Annotated in this window: 14 protein-coding genes; 3 read left to right on the top strand and 11 right to left on the bottom strand. The window is 63.9% G+C overall.

From position 1 onward, the window contains the following. Positions 1–130: 130 nt before the first annotated feature. The 7 genes from CSQ87_RS07920 to CSQ87_RS07950 all read right to left on the bottom strand — a co-directional run bounded on the left by CSQ87_RS07920 (position 131) and on the right by CSQ87_RS07950 (position 11,129). On the bottom strand, positions 131–1,588 hold the full coding sequence (locus CSQ87_RS07920) for an Nramp family divalent metal transporter (RefSeq protein WP_423734783.1): 1,458 nt from the start codon (positions 1,586–1,588) through the stop codon (positions 131–133). A 1,304-nt stretch (positions 1,589–2,892) separates the two neighbouring features. Continuing rightward, complete coding sequence (locus CSQ87_RS07925; RefSeq protein ID WP_100513337.1) at positions 2,893–3,624, bottom strand: HNH endonuclease family protein; 732 nt, start codon at positions 3,622–3,624, stop codon at positions 2,893–2,895. A 21-nt stretch (positions 3,625–3,645) separates the two neighbouring features. Then, positions 3,646–4,500, bottom strand: a complete 855-nt coding sequence (locus tag CSQ87_RS07930; RefSeq protein WP_100513338.1) for an aldo/keto reductase — start codon at positions 4,498–4,500, stop codon at positions 3,646–3,648. 184 nt (positions 4,501–4,684) lie between these two features. Next, positions 4,685–5,068 (bottom strand): hypothetical protein, encoded by a 384-nt coding sequence (locus CSQ87_RS07935; protein WP_100513339.1) that lies wholly within the window; start codon positions 5,066–5,068, stop codon positions 4,685–4,687. Further along, positions 5,068–5,433 carry a hypothetical protein gene (locus CSQ87_RS07940; protein ID WP_100513340.1) on the bottom strand — a complete coding sequence of 122 codons (366 nt, stop codon included), beginning with the start codon at positions 5,431–5,433 and terminating at the stop codon, positions 5,068–5,070. The genes CSQ87_RS07935 and CSQ87_RS07940 overlap by 1 nt, the downstream gene beginning before the upstream one ends. A 155-nt stretch (positions 5,434–5,588) precedes the next feature. Next, positions 5,589–9,611, bottom strand: coding sequence for a thiol reductant ABC exporter subunit CydD/CydC (locus CSQ87_RS07945; RefSeq protein WP_100513341.1), 4,023 nt, complete (start codon positions 9,609–9,611; stop codon positions 5,589–5,591). Positions 9,612–9,881: 270 nt separating this feature from the next. Beyond that, entirely contained in the window at positions 9,882–11,129 is a 1,248-nt protein-coding gene (locus tag CSQ87_RS07950) for a hypothetical protein (protein WP_100513342.1), read from the bottom strand. 205 nt (positions 11,130–11,334) lie between these two features. Here CSQ87_RS07950 and CSQ87_RS07955 point away from each other — a divergent pair, with 205 nt between their 5' ends. Together CSQ87_RS07955 and CSQ87_RS07960 are read left to right on the top strand one after the other, a co-directional pair. Continuing rightward, positions 11,335–12,054: a gamma-glutamyl-gamma-aminobutyrate hydrolase family protein gene (locus CSQ87_RS07955; RefSeq protein ID WP_100513343.1), complete on the top strand. Its 720-nt coding sequence runs from the start codon at positions 11,335–11,337 to the stop codon at positions 12,052–12,054. Positions 12,055–12,291: 237 nt separating this feature from the next. Beyond that, positions 12,292–14,112 carry an AMP-dependent synthetase/ligase gene (locus tag CSQ87_RS07960; protein WP_100513344.1) on the top strand — a complete coding sequence of 607 codons (1,821 nt, stop codon included), beginning with the start codon at positions 12,292–12,294 and terminating at the stop codon, positions 14,110–14,112. Between the two features lie 415 nt (positions 14,113–14,527). Here CSQ87_RS07960 and araA read toward each other — a convergent pair whose 3' ends face one another. The 4 genes from araA to CSQ87_RS07980 all read right to left on the bottom strand — a co-directional run bounded on the left by araA (position 14,528) and on the right by CSQ87_RS07980 (position 20,416). Further along, positions 14,528–16,045 (bottom strand): L-arabinose isomerase, encoded by a 1,518-nt coding sequence (gene araA / locus CSQ87_RS07965; RefSeq protein ID WP_100513345.1) that lies wholly within the window; start codon positions 16,043–16,045, stop codon positions 14,528–14,530. Between the two features lie 503 nt (positions 16,046–16,548). Beyond that, positions 16,549–17,241 (bottom strand): L-ribulose-5-phosphate 4-epimerase, encoded by a 693-nt coding sequence (locus CSQ87_RS07970; RefSeq protein WP_100513346.1) that lies wholly within the window; start codon positions 17,239–17,241, stop codon positions 16,549–16,551. A 39-nt stretch (positions 17,242–17,280) separates the two neighbouring features. Continuing rightward, complete coding sequence (locus CSQ87_RS07975) at positions 17,281–18,912, bottom strand: xylulokinase (RefSeq protein WP_100513347.1); 1,632 nt, start codon at positions 18,910–18,912, stop codon at positions 17,281–17,283. 322 nt (positions 18,913–19,234) lie between these two features. Further along, positions 19,235–20,416, bottom strand: coding sequence for a LacI family DNA-binding transcriptional regulator (locus CSQ87_RS07980; RefSeq protein WP_165776797.1), 1,182 nt, complete (start codon positions 20,414–20,416; stop codon positions 19,235–19,237). 369 nt (positions 20,417–20,785) lie between these two features. On the opposite strand from CSQ87_RS07980, the gene CSQ87_RS07985 reads away from it, so the two are divergent. Next, positions 20,786–21,730, top strand: a complete 945-nt coding sequence (locus CSQ87_RS07985) for an AEC family transporter (protein ID WP_100513349.1) — start codon at positions 20,786–20,788, stop codon at positions 21,728–21,730. Positions 21,731–22,226 lie beyond the last annotated feature (496 nt).

The raw sequence follows: 22,226 nt of genomic DNA on the forward strand, positions 1-22,226 counted from the left end.
GCTTCCCCCATTGGGGGAAGCTGGCAGCCGTAAGGCTGACTGATGAGGGACCTCGAACTCGAGCACCTCATCCGTCCGGCGTTCGCCGGCCACCTTCCCCTCAAGGGGAAGGCTCCAGTGGCAGGCTCACTCACGCCTTGCCGAGGAAGGTGAGGACGACCAGCAGTACGTTGAGGGCGATGATCAGTACGGCCACGGCGATGAAGATGGCGTGCTTGATCGGGCCGTCCGCCCATTTGCCCATGAGCTCCTTGTCGTGCGTGTAGCGCATCAGCGGGATGATGGCGAACGGGATGCCGATGGAGAGGATCACCTGGCCGACGACCAGCGCATACGTGGGGTTGGTGCTGAACCACAGGATCACCAGCGCGGGCACGAGCGTGATCACGCGGCACGCCCACATCGGGGCGTCGACGTGCAGCAGGCCGTGCATGATCTCCTGACCGGCGTAGGTGCCGACCGAGGTGCTGGACAGGCTGGAGGCGAGCAGGCCGATGGAGAAGATCGTGCCGATGACCGGGCCGAGCACCTGCACGACGGCGTGCTGGGCGCCTTCGATGGTGTCGGTGCCGGCCATGCCGTGCAGGGCGTTGGCGGCGAGGAGCAACAGGGCGAGGTTCACGCTGCCGGCGAGGAGCAGCGCCCACACCACGTCGATCTTGGTGCCGAACAGTTCGCGTTTGATGCCCGGTCGGTCGTTACGGCCTTCGTAATGATCGTTGACGAGGGTGGAATGCAGGTAGATGGCGTGGGGCATGACGGTGGCGCCGAGCATGGAGCTGGCCATGAGGACCGAGTCGGTGCCGGTGAAGTTCGGGATCAGGCCGCCGAGCACCTTGCCCGGGGCCGGCGGGTCGATGAACAGGCCGGCGATGAAGCCGAAGGTGATGACCAGCAGCAGGGCGATGATGAGCTTTTCGAAGACGCCCTGACTGGAGCCGCCCTGAAAGCGCAGCAGCACCGTGGAGATCGCGCCGATGACGCAGCCGCCGACGAACAGCGGCAGACCGAACAATAGGTTCAGGGCGATGGCACCGCCGATCACTTCGGCCAGATCGGTGGCGATGGCGATGACCTCGGCCTGGGCGAAGAACAGCAGACGGCCGCCGGGGTTCATGCGGTTGCCGAGCAGGGCGGGTAGGGACTGACCGGTGACGATGCCGAGTTTGGCGCTCTGGTATTGGATCAGCACGCTCATGGCGTTGGCGAGCACCAGCACCCAGACCAGCAGGAATCCGTATCGGGCGCCGGAGGTGATGTTGGCGGCCACGTTGCCCGGATCCACGTAGGCGACGGCGGCGACGAACGCCGGGCCGAGCAGCGCGGAGAGCTTGGCCTTCGCCCCGGTGTGGGGTGTGGCGAGCCGAGGCACGCTGTGCATGTGTTCGGTGTGCGGCCGTCCGCTGGCGGCGAGCACCTTCGCCTCCTCCGGATCGACGTGACCGGCATGATCGGTGGGCACGGTGTGCTCGGAGGATACGGTGTGATCAGTGGGCACGGTGTGATCAGCCGTATGCTCAGTGGATACGGTGTGCTCGATGTGATTGGTATTGGTGGGATCCGCGTTGGTGGAATCCGTAGTGTTCATTGCCTGAAGCCTCCCTGCGTTGTTATAGCACGCCGAAGTGTCGGGCAGCGGTTGTCTCGCTGGATTGCCGGTGAATTCGATTCCGCGGGGCTTCGTTTGACCATGGTGGATCATCGGCATGCTTCGTTTGACCACCCTCAGTCACGCTCCGCGTGCCAGCCCCCGCCAGCGGGGGCATCACATAATCCGGCTCCCGCTGGACGAACAGTCCGGTGGACCGTTCGTAGCAGTACGCCCCCTACGGGCGTACGCCGCACAAGACGTCGGGGCTGTCGGCATCAGCCGACTGGGGTAGCCGAACGACGTCTGTTCCTCCGGAGGCCATTCCTGTGGATCGGAACGCAAAACCACGATATGCAGCCGAATTCCTCAACAGCCAGTGACCTCTAATGGAGACCACTGATGGATTGGAGCGCATTTTGCGCGAAATGCAGTCCGATCCATCACAATCCGGCGATATCCGATGGAGCGGACTGCGGAAAACCCGATTGTGCAGTCCAATCCATCGGAACCCGGCCCACGTGATTTCGAGATCATTGGAATCATGCGGTTTTGGAGGACCAGTGGTCCGATGCACGATGGAGAGCAGCGCATTTCGCGCGGAATGCAGCCGAATCCATCGAAAACCGGCGATATCCGATGGAATGGAATGTAGAAACGCCGATATGCAGTCCGATCCATCGGGCCGGCGGAAAGAGATCGTGCGATGTGATGACTGGGAGTGCTGATGCTTTGCATGGTCGACTGGGAGGTGCGGCATCCGACACATTCAAGGCTGTTCGGCCAAGCCTACGGTCGGACACCACACCTCCCAGTCTCCGGCCCGGAGAATTCCGGGCTCGGGCTTCCCCCTTTGGGGGAGGCTGGCGGCGTGGGCCGACTGATGAGGGATCCCGAACATCATACGTTCCATTCCCATCTCCGGCCCAACGATTCAGCTCTCTCGTTCTTCACCCTCGATAGACGGACCGTTCGTGACAGTACGCCCCTACTGGCGTACGTCGCACAAGACGTCGGGAGCTGTCCGGCTTGCCGGACCGAGGGTGGTCGAAAGGGCAACCATGCTGGCTCGTTGCCGTGCCTCGTTCATCACCTCATCCGACCGGCATACGCCGGCCACCTTCCCCTCGAGGGGAAGGCAGGAGCAGGCACCGCCGCGCGCAATCCTCCGCCGGCCACCTTCAGACAAGAGTGGACGGCCTATGGCCGCGTCATTAATGCTCGTCTGCCGACTCGCCTGAGCCCTGCGAATGCCTCCGGCGTTCGCGTAACGGGCTCAGCCTAAGGAGAAGGCAGGAGGAATTTCACTGGGTGGGGAGGGGTTGGCTGGGGCAGTCGTGGAGGACTTTGAGCATGGCGGTTTTCTCTCGGCTGGTTACGCTCAGCCCGTATTTCGATTTCACGCCGATCTGCCGGGCCACGTACGCGCAGTCGTATTGCTTGTTCGGCGGCAGCCAGTCGGCGGCATTGGCGTCGCCCTTGTCTTCGTTGGTCGGCCCGTCCACGGCGAGCAGATTGTATGGGTCGTTGGCGAATTCGTACCGCTTGTGCGTGTTCCATGTGCTGGCGCCGGATCGCCATGCGTCGTTCAGCGCCACCACATGGTCGATCTGTACGGCCGTGCTGGTCGTCGCTCCCCTGCGGAACTGGATAGTCCTGCCGGTATACGGATCGTCCAAGGTGCCGGACTCCACCTTGCATCGTTCGGCGTTGCGATAGGTCACGTTCTTCAGGTCCCGGGCCAGGGTGTCGTTGCGGGAGTCGCATCCGTTGCCGTCCGGATCGTATTCGCGGAATCCGAAGGCGTCGCGTCGGTACTGACTGGCCGGTTTGGAGCCGTCCGCCACAGTGAGCCGGTTCAGGGCGTCGGCCGCCCCGCCGCTGGCCTGATACTGACCGGTGATCCCGCCCACGGTTTCGCTGATCTGCGGCAGCAGCAATCCCGCGCTGATCCCGATGATGATGGCGATCACGATCAGGATCAGGAAGCGTTCCAACGGCAAGGAGCCGCTGAATCGGCGTCGGCGTCTTGCCATGGCGATCAGGGCTCCTTTCGGTCAGCTGTACGAGAAGGTCATCGGATCGTGGCCGGCGCGGGTCGGTCCGTCGAGCGCGTCGATGGCCGCGTGCTCTTCGGGCGTGAGCGAGAAGTCGAACAGGCTCGCGTTCTCGATCTGACGTTCCCGGTGCGTGGACTTGGGGATGATGATCGTCCCGTTCTCGATGTGCCATCGCAGGATGATCTGGGCGTGCGACTTGCCGTGGGCTTCGGCGATGCGACGGATCACACCGTCACCGGCGTCGAGGTCGGCGCCGCGTGCCATGGGCGAGTAGGCTTCCACGGCGATGCCGTGTTCCTTGCAGAAGCTCACGACCTCGCGCTGCTGCCAAGTGGGGTGCAGTTCGATCTGGTCGACCGTCGGGTATTCGCCGGTCTCCTCATGCAGCTTCTCCAGATGCTCGGGCAGGAAGTTGCACACGCCCAGCGTGCGCACGCGCCCCTCCTCGCGCAGACGCACGAAGGCACGCCACACCTCGTCGCTGCGCCAGTCGAACGGCGTGGGCCAGTGGATCATGTACATGTCCACGTAGTCGGTCTTGAGCAGTCCGATCTGACGGTCGAACGCCTTGAGCGCGGAATCGTAGCCCTGCTCGGAGTCGCGCAGCTTGGTAGTGAGGAACAGCTCCTTGCGCCGCTCCCCGCTCGCATAGCCGGCGTTCACCAGCGCCTGGCCCACGCCGCCTTCGTTGTGGTAGCCGGCGGCGGTGTCGATATGCCGGTACCCCGCCTGAAGCGCGGATTCCACCACCGGCGCGGTATCCGCGTCGTCGATGCGCAGCACGCCGAGTCCGATCTGCGGAATACGCACCCCGTCCGACAGCGTGACCTCAGGAATCGGTCCAAATGTCATCTCATGCTCCTTCGTCGGTTCCATGGCATGTCGTCATGATCGGTCAGTTTCATGATCGATCGGTTTCATGTCCGATCAGTCAGGCATGCCCGATACCTGTCAGCCTATACCGTATTGATCGAGACGATACCGTTCAAGGCCCCATCTCAAGGCATCATCAACGCATCATCTCAACGCATTGCGGTCAGTCCCCCAACTGCGCCAGCCGGTCATAGATGTCGGAAGGCAGATGACGACTGCCGAAGCCCTTGATCTGGATTCCCTCAGGCACCCGCCGGTAAATCACTCTCATATCCGCTCTCGCCCCCTGCCGACGACGGTGCTGGAAATGATAGGAATACCAACCGGATAATCCGTATTTCAGTGCCGTCCCCTCCACATGGTCCGCGACCAGCAGCTCCAACGCATACCGCACACTGGATACGGCCTGTTTGAACTCCTGATCGTCCGGCCATACGTAGGCCAGCAGAACCACGTCATCGGCCAGCGTACCGGCATCCATCTGCACTCCCCGCACCGAGGCGATCACGGCAACCGCCTGAGACAGCAACGTTTCCGATACCGCCATCAGCGTTCTCCACCGAGAAACTCCCGAATGGCATCCGCACGTCGTCGCAGATTGTCCTGAGCCTCCCGTTCAAGCTCGTCACCGGCTTGCCAGTGCTCCCGCTCACCGCGGGCGATGAACAGCTGCTGGGTCGTGACCCGCTCGATTTCGGATTCCAGCGCATTGATGGAATCCAGCATCTCGTTCATCGCGTCGACGGACACCAGATACGCAGCCGTATCGGTACGGTCCACGATCTCCAACAGCCCCCGTTTCTTCAATGTCGATCGCCACGCACTCGATCGGGCCAGTTCGGTCAGACCGATGCGCGATCCAGGTTCCGCCGCCTCACGCAGCACTTCCGCCCGTTCCTTGACACCAGCCATCACACCTCCTGTTCCATGCCACACCGCATAACACTACAATCAATAATCACATATTGTTCTGTAATTATATACAGAACAATATGTGATTGTTATCCGTCGTGTCGGAATCATCGGACGGCATACGGCCGTCGTCAGACGATCGCAGTCACGCCCTGCTACCGGGCCGCGATGATACGGTCGGCGATGCGCATGGCGGACTGTCGATGGGAGACCATCACCACGGCGGGCGCGTGACGGCCACGGTCCGGAGCGTCTGCGGTATCGGCACCACCGGCGTCGGCCTCATCCCCGCCGTCGCCATTCACGGGCGACATGGCAAGACCGGCGATGGACCGCAGAATGATGGCCTCGTTGAGGGCGTCCAGTCGGCTCGTCGGCTCGTCGAACAGCACAAGATCGGCGTCACGCAGGAAGACGCGGGCCAGTCCGATACGCTGACGTTCACCCTCGGACAGCCGGTCCCCCAGCTCGCCGACGGGGGTATCCAGCCCCTGCGGCAGGGAGTCGACGAACTCCGCCACCGAAGCCCGCTCCAAGGCCGTGCGCAGCCGCTCGTCGTCGGCGTCCGGATCGGCGACGAGCAGATTCTCGCGGATGCTGCCGTCGAACAGATAGGTCTCCTGCGCCACCATCGTCTGCATACGGCGGCGGCGATGGGGGTCGATCCTCCGTAGATCGATCTCCTTGCTCCGGCCGTCCTCATCCCCGCCGCCGCGGACGATGACCCGGCCCTCCTGCGGATCCCAGTAGCGCATCAGCAGCTTCAGGATCGTGGACTTGCCGGTGCCGGACGGTCCCTGAATGCCCAGCACGCCACGCTCCGGCACCTCCAGCGACACGTCGTCCAGCACGAGATCCGACGCATTGCCGGTCCGGTCGTCACCGGGGCGGTCGTTCTCCTCCCGACCAGCCCGATCACCGGCCCGGCCCCGCTCCCCGTATGAGAAGCCGACGTGGTCGAGTGCCATACCGCGATAGGCCGCATCCGCTGTGCCGGTCTCCTCCACCGCGGGGGTTTCGTCCATCAGGGAGAACAGTCGTCTGGCGGCGGCGAACGTCTGGGTGAGATTGGCCGGCAGGGCGCTCAGAGCCAGCGTGGGGCCGAACGAGCTGGCGATCAGCACGACCGCGGCGATGGATGCCGGAACCCCCAGAGGATCCGGCATGGCGCACAGGATCGCGACCACGGCGGCGAGAATCGTGAACAGCTGGACGAGCAGTCCGCCAATGCCGGCGAACCGGCCGTTGACCGCGCTGAGCTTCGAACGGACCTCCGTGAGCTCGCGGGTGCGGCGGGCGATCTCCTCGATGCGGGTCGGGCCCTGCGCGAACCGGATGGTTTCGTCGATGCCGCGCATGCCGTCAAGCACATAGTCGTCCAGTTCGGCGCTCTGCCGCCTGATCCGCGGGCCGATGCCGGACACACTGCCGGCGAACAGCTTCGGGACGAGCACGCCGACCGTCAGATGCGCGGCGATCAGCACCAGCGCCATCCACGGGTTCAGCGCGGCGAGCGCGACGGCGAAGACCAGCGAGGTGATGACGGCGATCGAGACCGGGGAGATCGTGTGGGCGAAGAAGATCTCCAGCAGTTCGACGTCGGTGGTGATCAGTGCGATCAGATCGCCCTTGCCGCGGTCGGACAGGCGGGCCGGTGCCAGACGACGCAGCGCGGCGAACGCCCGGTCACGGAACAGGGCGAGCAGACGGAACGCCACGTTGTGGTTCATGTACTGCTCGGTGTAGCGCATGATGCCGCGCAGCAGCGCGCACACGACGAGTCCGGCGACGGCCGCGGGCAGTCCGATGCCCCAGACGGGGTGACCGGCGACGGCCAGCAGGGCGAAGACGCCGAAGACCGGCAGGAAGGTGGCCGAGAGATGGCCGATCGTGCCGAAGACGGTGGCGCAGACCATGAATCGGGTGAGCGGACGGGCCACGCCGAGCAGTCGGAGGATCAGCGCGCCGGTTGAGGACGGCCGGGGTGAGGACTGGTCGGTGTGGTCAGTGCGATCAGTGTGGTCAGCGTGATCGGCACGGTCGGCGGTGTGGGCAGCCCGCACCATGCGGTCGGACCGATCGGCATGGTCATCGTGATCTCGGTGACCGCCGTGCAGGTCCAGCGTTTCGACCGTCGGCGACTCGCCCGACGTCGATTCCGCCACCGTCGATGCCGACGATGTCACCGCTGCCGAGACCGACGATCGGCCGTCGAACGTCTCCACGGCGTTCTGGGTGCGGAACAGTTCGGCGTAGCGGCCGTCGGTGGCCATCAGCTCGTCATGGGTTCCGGTTTCGGTCACGGTGCCGTTGTCGAACACCACCACCTGATCGGCGTTGACGGCGTTGGCCATGCGATGCGTGATCATCAGCACGGTCTTACGGGCGGCGAGGGTCCTGATGGCGTCGAGGATCAGCGTCTCGCTTTCCGCGTCCACGTTGCTGGTCGCCTCGTCGAAGATGTAGATCGCGGAGTCGTGCAGCAGGCCGCGGGCCAACGCCAGACGCTGCTTCTGCCCGCCGGAGAGGTTGGCCGCGCCTTCGTCGATCATCAGGTCGAGGCCCTGCGGCTGCTCGCGCACCCAGTCGGCGATGTGGGCGCGGTCGAGTGCCTCCCACAGGTCGGCGTCGGTGGCGTCGGGACGGGCCATGAGCAGGTTCTCGCGCACGGTGGCGTGGAACAGGTGGCTGGACGCGGAGACGATGGTCACCTCGCGCAGGAGGGAGTCCGTCGCGCAGTCACGGAGCTCGATGGCGGTGGGAGCGGGGTCGGTATGGGCGTCGCCGGTGCGGGCGTCGTCGGTGCGGGTCGAGCCCAGCCGGAACGTCACCGAACCGTCGTAGCCGGGGAGTCGTCCGGCGAGAATGCCGGCCGCAGTGGATTTGCCGGAGCCGCTGACGCCGACGATCGCGGTCAGGCGGTGCGGGGGCACGGCGAACGAGGCGGCGTGCAGCGCCTGGGTGCCGGTGGGCTCATTGCCGACGGGGCTGGGCTCCTTGCCGGCGGGGTTGTTGCCGGCGTGATCGTCATAGCGGTACGAGACGTCGGTCAGCTCGATCGCCACGCCATCATCCGGGATCTTGGGGATGGGCCGGTCGCCGTGGGCTGGCTCGGGCAGATCAAGCAGGGCGAAGATCTTGCGGCTTGAGGTCATGCCGTTCATCGCCACATGGAAATAGGAGCCGAGCTGACGCAGCGGGATGAAGAAGTCGGCGGAGAGCAGCACGATCAGCACGCATCCGGCGAGGGACAGGCCATTCGCCCCGGGGTGCAGATACTGCGTCACGGCGACGATGATGCCGGCCGCGGTGCCGCCGTATGCCACCAGATCCATGGCGGTGAGCGAGCGCAGCTGGATCTGCAGCACGTTCATGGTCATTACACGGAATTCCTCGGCGCGACGGTTCATGCGCGTGTGGGCGCGTTCGTCGGCGTCGAAGATCTTCAGGGTTTCGAGGCCCTGCAGATCGTCGAGGAATTCGGCGCCGAGATCAGTGTACTTGCCCCAGTACTTCTTGAAGACGCGGGCGGCGCTCATGGCCACCGCGCCCACGATCAGCACGATCAGCGGCGCGCAGACCAGCAGGGTGACGGCCGCGGGCACGTTGATCGGCAGGACGACCACGAACAGGGTAATCGGCGCGAGCACCGAATAGAACAGCTGCGGCAGGAACAGTTCGAAGAAGGTCTGCACCTGTTCGACGCCTTCGCCGGCGAGCTGCACCACGTCGGCGGTGCGCACGGTGTTGGCGTATCCGGGGCCGAGGGCAAGCATCCTGCGGTACAGCTTGGTGCGCAGGGCGAGCTTGACGCGTTCGGCGGCGAGGAAGCCCAGATGGTTCGCGCCTTTCGTGGCGAGATAGCGCACGAGGAGGATCACCGCGAAGGCGACGGCATAGGCGCCGATGCGCGCGGGCGGCCAGGCCATGGTGTGCGACAGCGACGCCAGAGCATCCAGCCGGCCGAGCGGGACGCAGCCTCCGTTGCCGTGGTTGACCATGCACACCGCGGGTATCGGCCCCTTGCCGTCGGCCGCGACCAGCAGGTCGCTGAGCATCAGCACCAGCGTGACCGCAAAGGCAATGTTGCTCAGCAGCGTCAGCCAGAGCATCAGCACCTTGCCCGCGATCAGCCGGCCGAGTCCCGGCACCAGTTGCAGCAGTCGTTTGTCGAACATGCACTCCCCAATCGTCATGCCGGGTCTTGCTTCCCGGCCCCTTGCACAGCCAACCATATCGGCCCGGAAGGCGCAATACCCCCTGTGCTGATTCACTCTTTTTCACGGCGCCGAAAGAGTGAATTGAAAAATGTTCATATGAACACCCAAACGTTCTGACGATCCTTGAAATTGCGTTGAGAATGTGTTCGTTTGCTGTGATCTGGATGATAGATTCGTTCACTCTTTTCGGGGCGCATCCAAAGAGTGAACTGATTCATCACCTATTCATCACCGTATGACCAGATACAGCAGCATGGCGGCGACGATGACGACCAGTCCGATGACGATCACCGCCACCAGACCGGCACGGATGCCGAACAGCCGCCCGTGTTTCGGCTCGTGAGGGTCGACGGCCCGGCCGCTTTCCAGCAACACGGAGAACGAGCCGAACGCCACAAGCAGCGACCCCATGAGAATCAGCACCATCAGGGCCCGGGTGGGGAACGCGAGTCCGTCGCCCAGCTGAATGGAGGCGATGACGAACGAGATGATGCCGGCGAAGAAACCGATGAATTCGAGCATGTCGATGCGCTCGTTGTCGAAGCGACGGCCGAGCTCGTCCATTTTGTCGTCGAGCTCCCGCGCGCGCTGCCGTTGCGCCGTCTGCGCGTCGTCGATGACCGTCGACAGCGAGCGCATGTTCGACAGCATGTTGCAGGTGTTGCGCGCGTCGAAGATCTCGTTCATCTCGGTCACATACGTGCTGGCCTTGATGGTGTTGGCTCCGGCATCGTTGTACCGCGCGTTCTCGACGTCGACGGCCTGCGAGAATTCGTTTTGCGCCTCGCCGTACCGCCCGAGGCAGGCGAGGATCCGCCCGTAGCTCACATGGAAGATCGGATGCCATCCGTCGCGGGGACGTTTGTCGAACGATTCCAGCAGCCCGTTCAGCGCCGCCGTATCGTCGTCGCCGGGCATCTGCCGGCCGGAGGAGATCAGCTCGCGCTCCACGCGTTCGAGGATCTGCTCGGTGTACGTGTTGAGGAATCCGATGTGATCGGGAGCGATCTCCAGGGCCCGTCGCGCGGCCTGCTCGGCGCGTACGCCGTCGCCGCCGTACAGGTGGAACATGGACAGCGCATACTGGTACAGCGCGAATTCGCCGAGGCATGCGCGCAGCAGCGGCACGAACCGTCCCCAGTAGCGCAGTCGCCGGTCGGCGTCGAATTCGCAGCGGTGGAACCATTCGAAGGCGACGAAGAACGCGGCCAGCAGCGCGGGATCGTTCTTGTGCCGGGCGCTGACGTCGAGGACGGAGTCGCTGATGTCGATGACGTCGGCCCGGGAGAACGTCTCGTGTTCGATGACGTCCTCACGTAGGTAGCGTTCGAATTCGGGGTCGTCGGGCGAGACTCCGGCGAGATGATCGTAGACGCCGCGCAACCGGTCGATCACGGCGTCGGAGACGGGGAACTCCGATCCGGCGAGTTCGCGCAGCAGGACGTCGGCACCGGGAAACGTATGATCATCGGCCATTGGGGACCTCCGCTCGAACTCATATAATCGCAATGGACGTATCGCCATTCAGTGTATCGCCGTGGGCACGGCGGCAGGACTGGCGACGCGGGTATGGCGCGGAACCGGCAAACGTCCGGCGGAAGACCGACGGCACAGGCAGACGGTCAGACAGACAGGCAATCAGATAGGCAGACCATACAGGCAGACAGGAAAGGCGGCGGCGATGAAACCCATCGTGGCGTTGATGATGCAGTATTCGGAGACCGTGCCCGGCGCGTTCGACGTCGACCCCGGTTATCTGCGGCTGCTGGAGTTCGCCGGCGCGAACGTGCTGACCGTGGACCCGTCCGACGACGACGAATACCTGCTGGCCATGCTCGATCATGCGGATGGTCTGCTGATTCCGGGCGGCAACGACATCGATCCGGCATTGTACGGCGGCAGGACGCTGCCGGGCATGGATGAGCCGGTGCCGCTGCGTGATCATGCCGAGGCAACGCTGCTGCGGGCCGCATACGAGCGGCATATGCCGTATCTGGGCGTGTGCCGCGGATTGCAGATGATGTGCGTGCTGGCGGGCGGCAACCTGTACCAGCAGATCACGGACGACGTTCCCGGGGCGATGAATCATTGGCAGCGCACGCCGTTCGACAAGCCCTCGCATGAGGTGCATGTGCTGCCCGACACTCCCCTGCATCGCATTCTCGATCGCGATACGCTGCCGGTCAACAGCGTGCATCATCAGGCGGTGCACCGGCCCGGCGAAGGCGTGAAGGTGCAGGCCACGGCCCCCGACGGCATCATCGAATCCGCGTACCGCCCCGACCGCGACTTCTTCATGGCCGTACAGTGGCATCCCGAACAGACTCCCGCCGACGAACCAAGCCAGCGTCTGGCCCGCGCTTTCGCCGCAGCCTGCAATATGTATCGCACGCGGCGGTAAGAGCGGTGAGGTGACGCCCGTACAGAATCATGAAGGTTGTACGCCCGTACAAGGCCCTACGGGGAAGTTGGTGGGGCCGCACAATGGCGGTTGCGGCCGGACCTGCGTACTCTTGATCGTGGATGATTGGTTCGCATCCGACCGGCAAGCCCATCCGGACGGAACCATCCGAAACCACGGGCGAGCAGGCGGTTCGACGACCGACCGAATGACATGACGGAATGAGGCAATCAAGGCATGATCAAGGAATACACGGCTCCCGGTGAGATCGAGGTACGTGACGACGAGACGCTGTACTCGCTGCTGACCGATCGTATCGAACGCACCGGCGAGGATACGGTGATCGCCAGCCGCAAGACCGGCCCGGGTTCGTGGGCGAACATCACGACCGGCGAATTCTACAGTCTGGTGCGCGCGGCGGCCAAGGGGTTCATGGCGTTCGGCGTGAAGAAGGGTGACGCGGTGACCCTGTTCTCCCCCACCCGCTGGGAGTGGGGCGTACTGGATTTCGCCTTGGCGGCGATCGGTGCGGTGAACGTGCCGATCTACGATACGGATTCGGCGATTCAGGCCCGCAATATTCTGTGCGATTCGTCGGTGACGATCGCCATCGCGGACAATCAGGAGCGGTTCCACCGTCTGTATTCGGTGATGGACGACTGCCCGGATCTTCGCCGTATTCTCATGCTGGATTCGAATGCGCTCGGCGCGCTTGAGGGCGTGGGCGTGACGGTGACCGACGAGGAGCTGGAAGAGCGGATCGCGTCGGTGAAGGCCGACGATCTGGCGACGATCGTCTACACGTCGGGTTCGACGGGGGCGCCAAAGGGCGTGGAGCTGACGCATCGCAACTTCCTGTCGATCGTGCGCGCCGGATTCGTGTGCATGAAGGAGATGATCTGCGACGATCATCCCCGTCTGCTGCTGTTCCTGCCGCTGGCCCACTGTTTCGCCCGGTACATCCAGTACTGTTCGATCGGTTCGGATGACGGCGTGGTGGGTTACCTGCCGGATACGCATTCGCTGCTGCCGGATCTGCGTAGCTTCAAGCCGACGTATCTGCTGGGCGTGCCGCGCGTGTTCGAGAAGGTGTACAACGCCGCCTCCCGTAAGGCGGGCATGGGCTTCAAGGGCAAGATGTTCGCCAAGGCGGCGGAGGCGGCTCGCGACTGGTCGCGTATGGAGCAGGCCGGTGAGAAGCCGACGCTGTCGCAGGTGGGCGAGCATGCGATGTACGACTCGATGGTGTATCGCACGGTCCGTGGGGCGCTTGGCCCGAACATCAAGTACGTGGCGTGCGGCGGTGCGCCGCTGAGCCCCGATCTGGCGCATTTCTTCGCCGGCATCGGTCTGCCGATGATTCAGGGTTACGGCATGACGGAGACGGCGGCGCCGTTCACGGTGACTCGCGTGGCCGACAACCGGATCGGCACGGTGGGCCAGTGCGCGCCGGGTTCGTCGGTGAGGATCGCGGACGACGGTGAGGTGCAGGTCAAGGGCGCGAACGTGTTCCGCGGCTACCATAATCTGCCGGAGAAGACCGCCGAGGCGTTCACCGAGGACGGTTGGCTGCGCACCGGCGATCTGGGTTCGCTGGACGATGACGGCACGCTGACGATCACCGGCCGTAAGAAGGACATCATCATCACGGCGGGCGGCAAGAACGTGTCGCCGATCCCGCTGGAGGAGATCATCACGAAGTGCCCGATCGTGGAGCACGCGGTGGTGGTGGGTGACGGCCGCCCGTTCATCGGCGCGCTGATCACCCTGGATCCGGAAGGATTGGAGGCGTGGCTGCCGACCCGTCGTCTGCCCGCGTCGATGCCGCTGGCCGAGGCCGCGCAGAACGATGAGGTGCGGGCGGAGATCCAGACGTATGTGGATCGGGCGAACAAGACGGTGTCGCGTGCCGAGTCGGTGCGTAAGTTCGTGGTATTGGCCGACCGGTTCACGCAGGACAACGCGTGTCTGACCCCGTCGTTGAAGGTGGTGCGCCCGAAGGTGAACACGGTGTTCGCCGACGTGATCGACCAGCAGATCTACAACGGCAAGCGGTGAGGGCTGATCGCTGATTCCCGACTGGGGCTTCCCCTTGAGGGGAAGCTGTCGTCCCGGAGGACGACTGATGAGGTGATGTGAACCATGCCCCTCATCAGTCAGCTATCGCTGACAGCTTCCCCCAACGGGGGAAGCCCGCCTTCGGCGACAGTGCGAGAACTTGATCAGTTGGGGTTTTATACGCGAAAAGGGGTATCCGATCATATCGGATACCCCTTCAGCGTCTCTGGCTCACATGCCTGATTGACACCTCATCCGACCGGCAAAGCCGGCCACCTTCCCCTCAAGGGGAAGGCAAAGAGCGCCATTCATGCAAGCAACCGGAACTGATTGACGCGTGCGGCTTCAAGGCGCGGGAGGCGAAGGCGTACGAAGGTACGTCGAGCCTCCCGCAACGCAGAAGACGCTCCGTCAATCAGTGACGGTTGTTGAGGCGGTGGTACATTTCGCTCAGCTCCAGCTCCTTCTCGAACTGGCGGGTGGTGGTGTTCTCGTCGATGACGGCGAGTTCGACACCGGCGATGCGGGCGAAGTCTTCCCAGGCTTCACGGCCGACGGAGGTGGTCATGCAGGTGTGGTGGGAGCCGCCGGCGGTGATCCAGCACTGGACGGCGGTCTTGAGGGAAGGCTGCGGCTTCCAGACGGCGCGGGCGCACGGGAGCTCCTTGAGGGAGCCCTGGGGCTCGACGACGTCGACGACGTCCATGAGGAGGCGGAAGCGTTCGCGCTCGTCGGCCATGGAGACGACGACGGCATCCTTCTTGGGGGCGCCGGAGAAGACGAGGCGGACGGGGTCGGCCTTGCCGCCGATGCCGAGCGGGTGGATTTCGAGCTTCGGCTTGGCGATGGTGCCGATGGCCGGGGAGACCTCGAGCATGTGGGAGCCCATGTCGAGCTCGTTGCCTTCGGTGAAGTTGTAGGAGTAGTCCTCCATGAGGGAGGCGCCACCTTCAAGGCCGTAGCCCATGACGGCACCGATGCGGACGAGGACGGAGGTCTTCCAGTCGCCTTCGGCGGAGAAGCCCCAACCGTACTCGGAGGGGAAGCGCTGCGGGCCGACGCCCGGGAGCTGCGGGAGAGCGCCGAGGTCTTCGAAGTTGTCGACGCCGGCGGTGCAGCCGTTGGCGCGCATCATGTTGACCATGGCGGCCTCTTCCTTGGCGGCGATGAAGAGGGAGTCGTACTTGGCGTCGAGGAGGGCCGGGTCGATGTCGTACTTGGCCTTGTAGTCCTCGATGATTTCCTTGACCTGATCGTCCTTGACGGCGTCGTAGGCGGCGACGAGCTCGTTGACGGCCCAGGTGTTGATGGAGGCGCCGAAGACGCGCTCGGCTTCGGTCTTGTCGCCTTCGGTGACGGCGACGTTACGCATGTTGTCGCCCCAGCGCATGACCTTCATGTTGTTGGAGGCGTCCCAGCCGGCGCAGGCGCGGGCCCAGGTGCCGACCTTCTCGGCGACTTCGGGGTCGGTGTAGTGGCCGACGACGATCTTGCGCGGGATGCCGAGACGGGAGACGATGTAACCGAACTCACGGTCGCCGTGGGCGGCCTGGTTCAGGTTCATGAAGTCCATGTCGATGGTCTCCCACGGGATTTCCTTGTGGTGCTGGGTGGCGAGCTGCAGCAGCGGCTTGGTGAGCACTTCGAGGCCACGGATCCACATCTTGGCCGGGGAGAAGGTGTGGCACCAGGTGATGACGCCGATGACGTTCGGGTTGGCGGAGGCTTCGACCATGAACTCCTTGACGCCGTCGGAGGACTTCAGGGTGGGCTTGAGGACGATCTTGGCCGGGATCTTGCCGGTCTTGTTCAGGTAGTCGACCATTTCACCGGAGTGAATGGCGACCTGACGCAGGGCTTCCTCACCGTAGAGGTCCTGCGAACCGACGCCGAACCAGATCTCCTTGCCCTCGAAGGGGTTTTCGAATGCCATAATTGGCTCCTTTGTTGTTTACTTCATTGTGTTTTCGGGATTACGTGTTGTTGTGGCTTCCCCGCACGGGGAAGCACCGGCAATGCCTTCCCCTTGAGGGGAAGGTGGCCGGCGAAGCCGGTCGGATGAGGTGATCGGACAATGCTTCGCGCGTCACCTCATCAGTCTGCCTCCGGCAGCCAGCTTCATCAGCAAGGGCGGACGGCCTACGGCCGCGTTCCGTCAGCTCGCCTGTCGGCTCGCCTGAGCCCTAAAAACGCCACCAGCGTTTTCTTAACGGACTCAGCCTAAGGGGAAGCGGACGGCCGGCAGCCGACTGATGAGGTGATCGGATAGTGCTTCGCGCGTCACCTCATCAGTCTGCCTTCGGCAGCCAGCTTCCCCTCAAGGGGAAGCCCAGACCTTCGCTACAGCGACGCATCTGACGCGTGCGGATTCGGGATGCCGGAGGATGAAGGCGTATAGCAATACGTCGATTCCTCCGGCAGCCCGAAGACGCACCGTCAGTGCTGGCCGTAGACGTTCTGGTAGCGGTCGTTCAGCTTATCGATGTCGGACTGGTCGATCTCGATGATGTCGCCCAGCTGACACGCCGCCCACATCGTGTGCGCGACCTCCTCGGTCATGGCGGCGGCCTTGACCGCACCCTCCGCGTCCTTGCCGATCGTGAACGGACCATGGTTCTGCATCAGCACCGCGGGAGACTTCGGATACTTCTTCAGCGTCTCCACCACGCCCTTGCCGATCGCCTCGGAGCCGATCAGACGGAACGGGCCGACCGGCACCGGCCCGCCGAACTCGTCGCCCATCATCGTCAGACCGCACGGGATGTTCTGGCCCGTCGCCGCCCACGCGGTCGCGTACGTCGAATGCGTGTGCACCACGCCGTACACGTCCGGCATGTTGCGGTAGATGTACGCGTGCGACGCGGTATCCGAGCTCGGGGCCTCGGCGCCGTCGACCACGTTGCCATCCAGATCCACCACGACCATGCTCGACGGGGTCAGGTACTCGTAGCGCAGACCCGACGGCTTGATCACGAACAGATCCGCCGTGTGCAGACGCTGCGACACGTTGCCCGCCGTCCACACGACCAGATTCCACTTGATCAGCTGCTGATGCAGGTTCGAGACGACCTCACGAACCTGCTTGACCTCCGCACGGACCTCGGGACCGTAATCAGCGAGAGTAGCCATTTGTCATTTTCCTTTCGATTGCGAACAATCTGCGAACAATCACTTGCTTTCGAGATCGATGTTGCGCACGGCGCTCTTTTCGATCGCGAGTCCGGACTGGAAGCGGGCGAAGAAGTCTTCGAAGCCTTCGACGTCCTTGGGGTCCGGGGTTTCGGTGGTGGACTGAGCGTCCTTGAAGACGCGCTGGTCGAGGTAGTCGGCCAGCGGCCACGGGGTGTGCCACAGGTAGTCGGCGAGCACGGCCATGCCCCAGGCTCCGCCTTCGGCGGCGGTGGACATGACCTTGATCGGGGTGTCGAACGCGGCGGCGAGGATCTTCTGGGCCACCTTCGGGGTGGTGAAGATGCCGCCGTGACCGACGAGGGAGTCGATCTTGACTTCCTCATCCTTGGTCATGACGTCCATGCCGATCTTGACGGGGCTGAAGGCGCTGAACAGCTGGGCGCGCATGAAGTTCGCGAGGTTCATGTGGGCTTCGGGGCTGCGGGCGAACAGCGGACGGCCTTCTTCGAGGCCGGCGAGGAATTCGCCGGAGCGGAACGGGTAGTTGAGGAGGCCTCCAGCGTTGGCGTCGGCCTGATCGCTGATGGCGAGGCGGAACAGGGTGCCGTAGAGGGCGCCGGTGTTGACGGGCTGGTCGATGGCCTTGGCGAATTCGCCGAAGAGGCCGACCCACGCGTTGAGGTCGGAGGTGAAGTTGTTGGCGTGGCTCATGCCTGCGAGGTCGCCGGCCGGGGTGGTGACGAGGTCGACTTCGGGGTGCAGGCGGGCGAGCTTCTTTTCGAGCACGACCATGGCGAAGATGGAGGTGCCGGCGGAGACGTTGCCGGTGCGCACGCGCACGGAGTTGGTGGCGACCATGCCGGTGCCGGCGTCGCCTTCCGGCGGGGCGAGCACGATGCCGGGCTGGAGGTTGCCGGACGGGTCGAGCAGCTTGGCGCCTTCGGCGGTCAGTTCTCCGGCGGGGGTGCCTGCGACGAGCGGTTCGGGCAGCAGGTCTTCGATCTTCCACGGCTGGGCGGCGATTTCGGGCAGTGCGGAGAACTTGGCGAGCAGTTCCTTCTCCCACGTGTGGGTGGTGGGGTCGATCGGGAACATGCCGGAGGCGTCGCCGACGCCGAGCACCTTCTTACCGGTGAGCTTCCAGTGCACGTAGCCGGCGAGGGTGGTGAAGTAGGCGACCTTGCCGACGTGCTCTTCCTTGTTGAGCACGGCCTGGTAGAGGTGCGCGATGCTCCAGCGCTCGGGGATGTTGTACTGGAACAGGTCGGAGAGCTTGAGGTGGGCTTCGTGGGTGTTGGTGTTCTGCCAAGTGCGGAACGGCACGAGCAGTTCGCCGTCCTTGTCGAAGGCGAGGTAGCCGTGCATCATGGCGGAGAAGCCGATGTGGCCGATGCGGGTGAGCTTTTCGCCGTAGGCCTGCTCGACGTCCCAGGCCATGGCGCCGTAGGCGCTCTGCAGGCCCTTCCAGATCTCCTCCTGCGAGTAGCTCCACAGGCCGTCTTCGAGGTGGCTGGCCCACTGGTAGTCGCCGGAGGCGATGGTGTTGTAGTTGTCGTCGATCAGCACGGCCTTGATTCGGGTGGATCCGAATTCGATGCCCAGCGAGGTCTTGCCGGCGCGAATCTTCTCTACGATTCCTGAGATATCCATCTCGGAAGCATCACTCATGCGTTTACTCCTTTGATCGGTCTTCGGGCGACGCGAAATGCAATCGCCACCGTTAGTGCCAACGTCATCGTTGCGCCTTCGCCAACCCCTTGCGGAGCGTGCGGGCGTCTCGTCGGAATCACAGATTGTGAACGCTCACATTCTGGTTACCATCGTACATCCCGACACCCGCACGACGCAACGAAAACCCGGATTTTTCCGTCACGTTATTCAATTGTTATATGCACGGTCATTCATCCGGCCTATGACCGACGTCGATCGCCGACCGGCATCCGGCCCATGACCGGAGTCGAACACGCCGATCCCCGCACGACCCCGGCGACTACCGCGCGGCCTCGGCGGTGGAATCGCGCACGACCATCCGCGCCCGCGACACCTTCACGCCGTGGATGACGGGCAGCTCGTCGAGCGACGGCGAGCCGGCACCGTCCGCACCATTTGCACCGTCCGCACCGGCGACACCGTTCCCGCCGGCGCCCGATCCCTTCACGGCCGACGTCGCCGGAATCCGGCCGTCGGCGCCCAGCTGGGCGAACAGCGCGGTCATCGCCGCCACGCCGAGACCGGAGAAATCCGGGTGGATCGTGGTCATCGGCGGAATGGAGTTGCACACGGCCGGCATGTCGTCGAATCCGATGAGGCTCACGTCCTGCGGCACGCGGATCCCATGCTCGAACAGGGCGCGGTTGACGCCCATGGCCTGCAGGTCGTTGGCCGCCACGATCGCCGTGGGCAGATCCCGCTTCGGATCGTCCAGCGAATCGAGATAGGCGTTGAACGTGTCGTAGGCCAGCGACGACCCCCAGTCGGTCAGATCGATCACCTGCGTATCAAGCCCGGCCTTGGCGCTCTCCTCCAGCCATGCGATCCGGCGGGTCTCGGCGTCACGCCACTCGGACGGCCCCGCCAGATACAGTGCGCGACGATGACCCAGCGACGACAGATGACGGACGATGTCTCGCATGGCGCTCCACTGGTCGATGCCAAGGACGGCGATGGTCGGATCCTTGGCCGTATACGGCTCCACGTCCACCGCGCCGTGTGAGGAGGTGAGGATCACGCGCGGCACGCGAAGACGGGCCTTGAGCGCGGCCTCGACCATCGGGTCGGTGGGCGCGACGAACACGAACGCCTCCACGCCCTGATCGAGACAGGCGTTCGCCACCTGCTCGAACGCCTCCTGCGTGTACTCGTGATCGTTCATGATGGCGATCGACACGTACAGCCCGTGCTTGCGGGCCATGTCCTCGATGGAACTGATGGTGGACAACGGACCGAAGTAGCTCATGCCTCCTGCGATCAGCGCGATCGTACGGGTGCGGTTGGTGGCGAGCGCGCGGGCGGCGCCGGACGGCCGGTAGCCGAGTTCGTCGATGGCGGCCTGCACCTTGGCCCGGGTGGCCGGCGAGACGTTCGGCGAATGGTTGATCACCCTGGAAACGGTCTGATGGGAAACACCTGCGGCCTTGGCCACTTCGAAGATCGATACACGCTTACCGGTCATAGTCACTACTCCTTGCACATCATCCGACCCGATCCCCCGCACCCGGAAACCGTGCGACAGCCACTGTCGTCCGGCGACCCTCAGTCCCCATTCGCCCATCGGTCGGTCTCTACGGACCGGATGATCGCGGTGATCATTGGAAACATGGTGCTGTTAGCGTTCACAGATCGGACCGTCCCATCTTATCGGACGTTGTCGCCGTCCGACAATTCGATGTCGGACCGTGTCGGGGCGGACGACCGATCATCACCGGGCCGTCGACCGATCATCACCGGGCCGTCACCCATCGGGCCATCAATGGAAACACCGGCGCCCTATTACGGACGGTGTGGCAGTATTGGTGGGGTTGTCGATCGGGAGGAGTGTCATATGCCGGGTTTGCTGAGTGCCATGCAAGGATTCTGCGTGATCGGCATCGTGATCGCCGTGGGGTACGTGGCCGCCCGTATGCGCATCGGCGGGCCGAGCGCCCAGATGGTGCTGAACAAGTTCAGCTTCTTCGTCTCCAGCCCGTGTCTGATGTTCGCGATCCTGTCCAAGGAGCCGATCTTCGAGATCTTCCATTCCTCGATCATCGTGGCGTTCTTCTCCGCGTTCCTGGTCGGCGTGGTGTTCCTGATCCTCAACCGGCTGTTCTTCCACATGGGTGCGGCCGACGCAACCATCGGCGCGCTGAACTCGCTGTACCTCAATTCCAACAACATCGGCCTGCCGATCGCCACCTATATTCTCGGCAATCCGGCGCTGGTCGCCCCGATCCTGGTGATGCAGCAGGCCATCTTCACGCCGGTCGGCCTCACCGTGCTCGACGTGACCACCAAGGGCAAGGTGACGGTGAAGGAGATCGCCAAGCAGCCGCTGCACCAGCCGCTGCTGATCGGCTCGCTGGCCGGCATCCTCGTCTCGGCGATCACCGCGAAGATCGGCTACTTCCCGGTGCCGAAGTTCATCTTCGACCCGATCGACATGATCGGCGACTCCGCGGTGCCGATGATCCTCATGGCGTTCGGCATGTCGCTGCACGGCACGCGGCCGATGCAGCAGAAGGGCGACCGCACCGCCACCATCACCGTGGCCGTGCTGAAGAACATCGTCATGCCGGTGATCGCGTTCCTGCTCGCCTACTTCGTGATGGGCTTCCGCGGCGCCACGCTGTACGCCTGCGTGGTACTCGCCGCCCTGCCGACCGGCCAGAACGTGTATAACTACGCGGCCCGGTACAACGTGGGCCTCACCTTCGCGCGCGACGGCATCCTACTGAGCACCATGACCTCGCCGATTTTCATCGCCATCGTCGCGTTTTTGCTCAGCTGAGGATGCTGAGGATTTGGGCCGAGCCCTATCCAAAAGCAACACGACTAGGGCCCGCTGGCGGGATTTCGCCGGCGATGGATTCGACCGCAAAATCGCGGTTTTCACGCCCCGATCCGTCGAACACCGGACGATCTCGATGGAGCGACCGCAAAATCGCGGTTTTCGCACTACAATCCATCACCGGATCGAGACACGGGACCGAAGAACCGCATGATTTCAACGATCCGGAAATCACGAAAACCGGATTGCGATGGATTCGACCGCAAAATCGCGTATTCTGCACTCCAATCCATCGAATATCGGCGAATCCCGATGGATCGGACCGCAAAAACCGGATTCTTACACTCCGATCCATCGAAGCGCGGCGATAAGCCCCGGCTAAACTGCGCTTTCGGATCATCTCATCCAAACCGGCATCCGCTGCTCACGGCGGGAATCACAACAACAACCACAACAAAAAAAGCGGAGCCGTTGGCACGGCCCCGCTTTGTCAGCG

It is taken from the genome of Bifidobacterium simiarum, from assembly GCF_002802905.1.
GTDB lineage: Bacteria > Actinomycetota > Actinomycetes > Actinomycetales > Bifidobacteriaceae > Galliscardovia > Galliscardovia simiarum.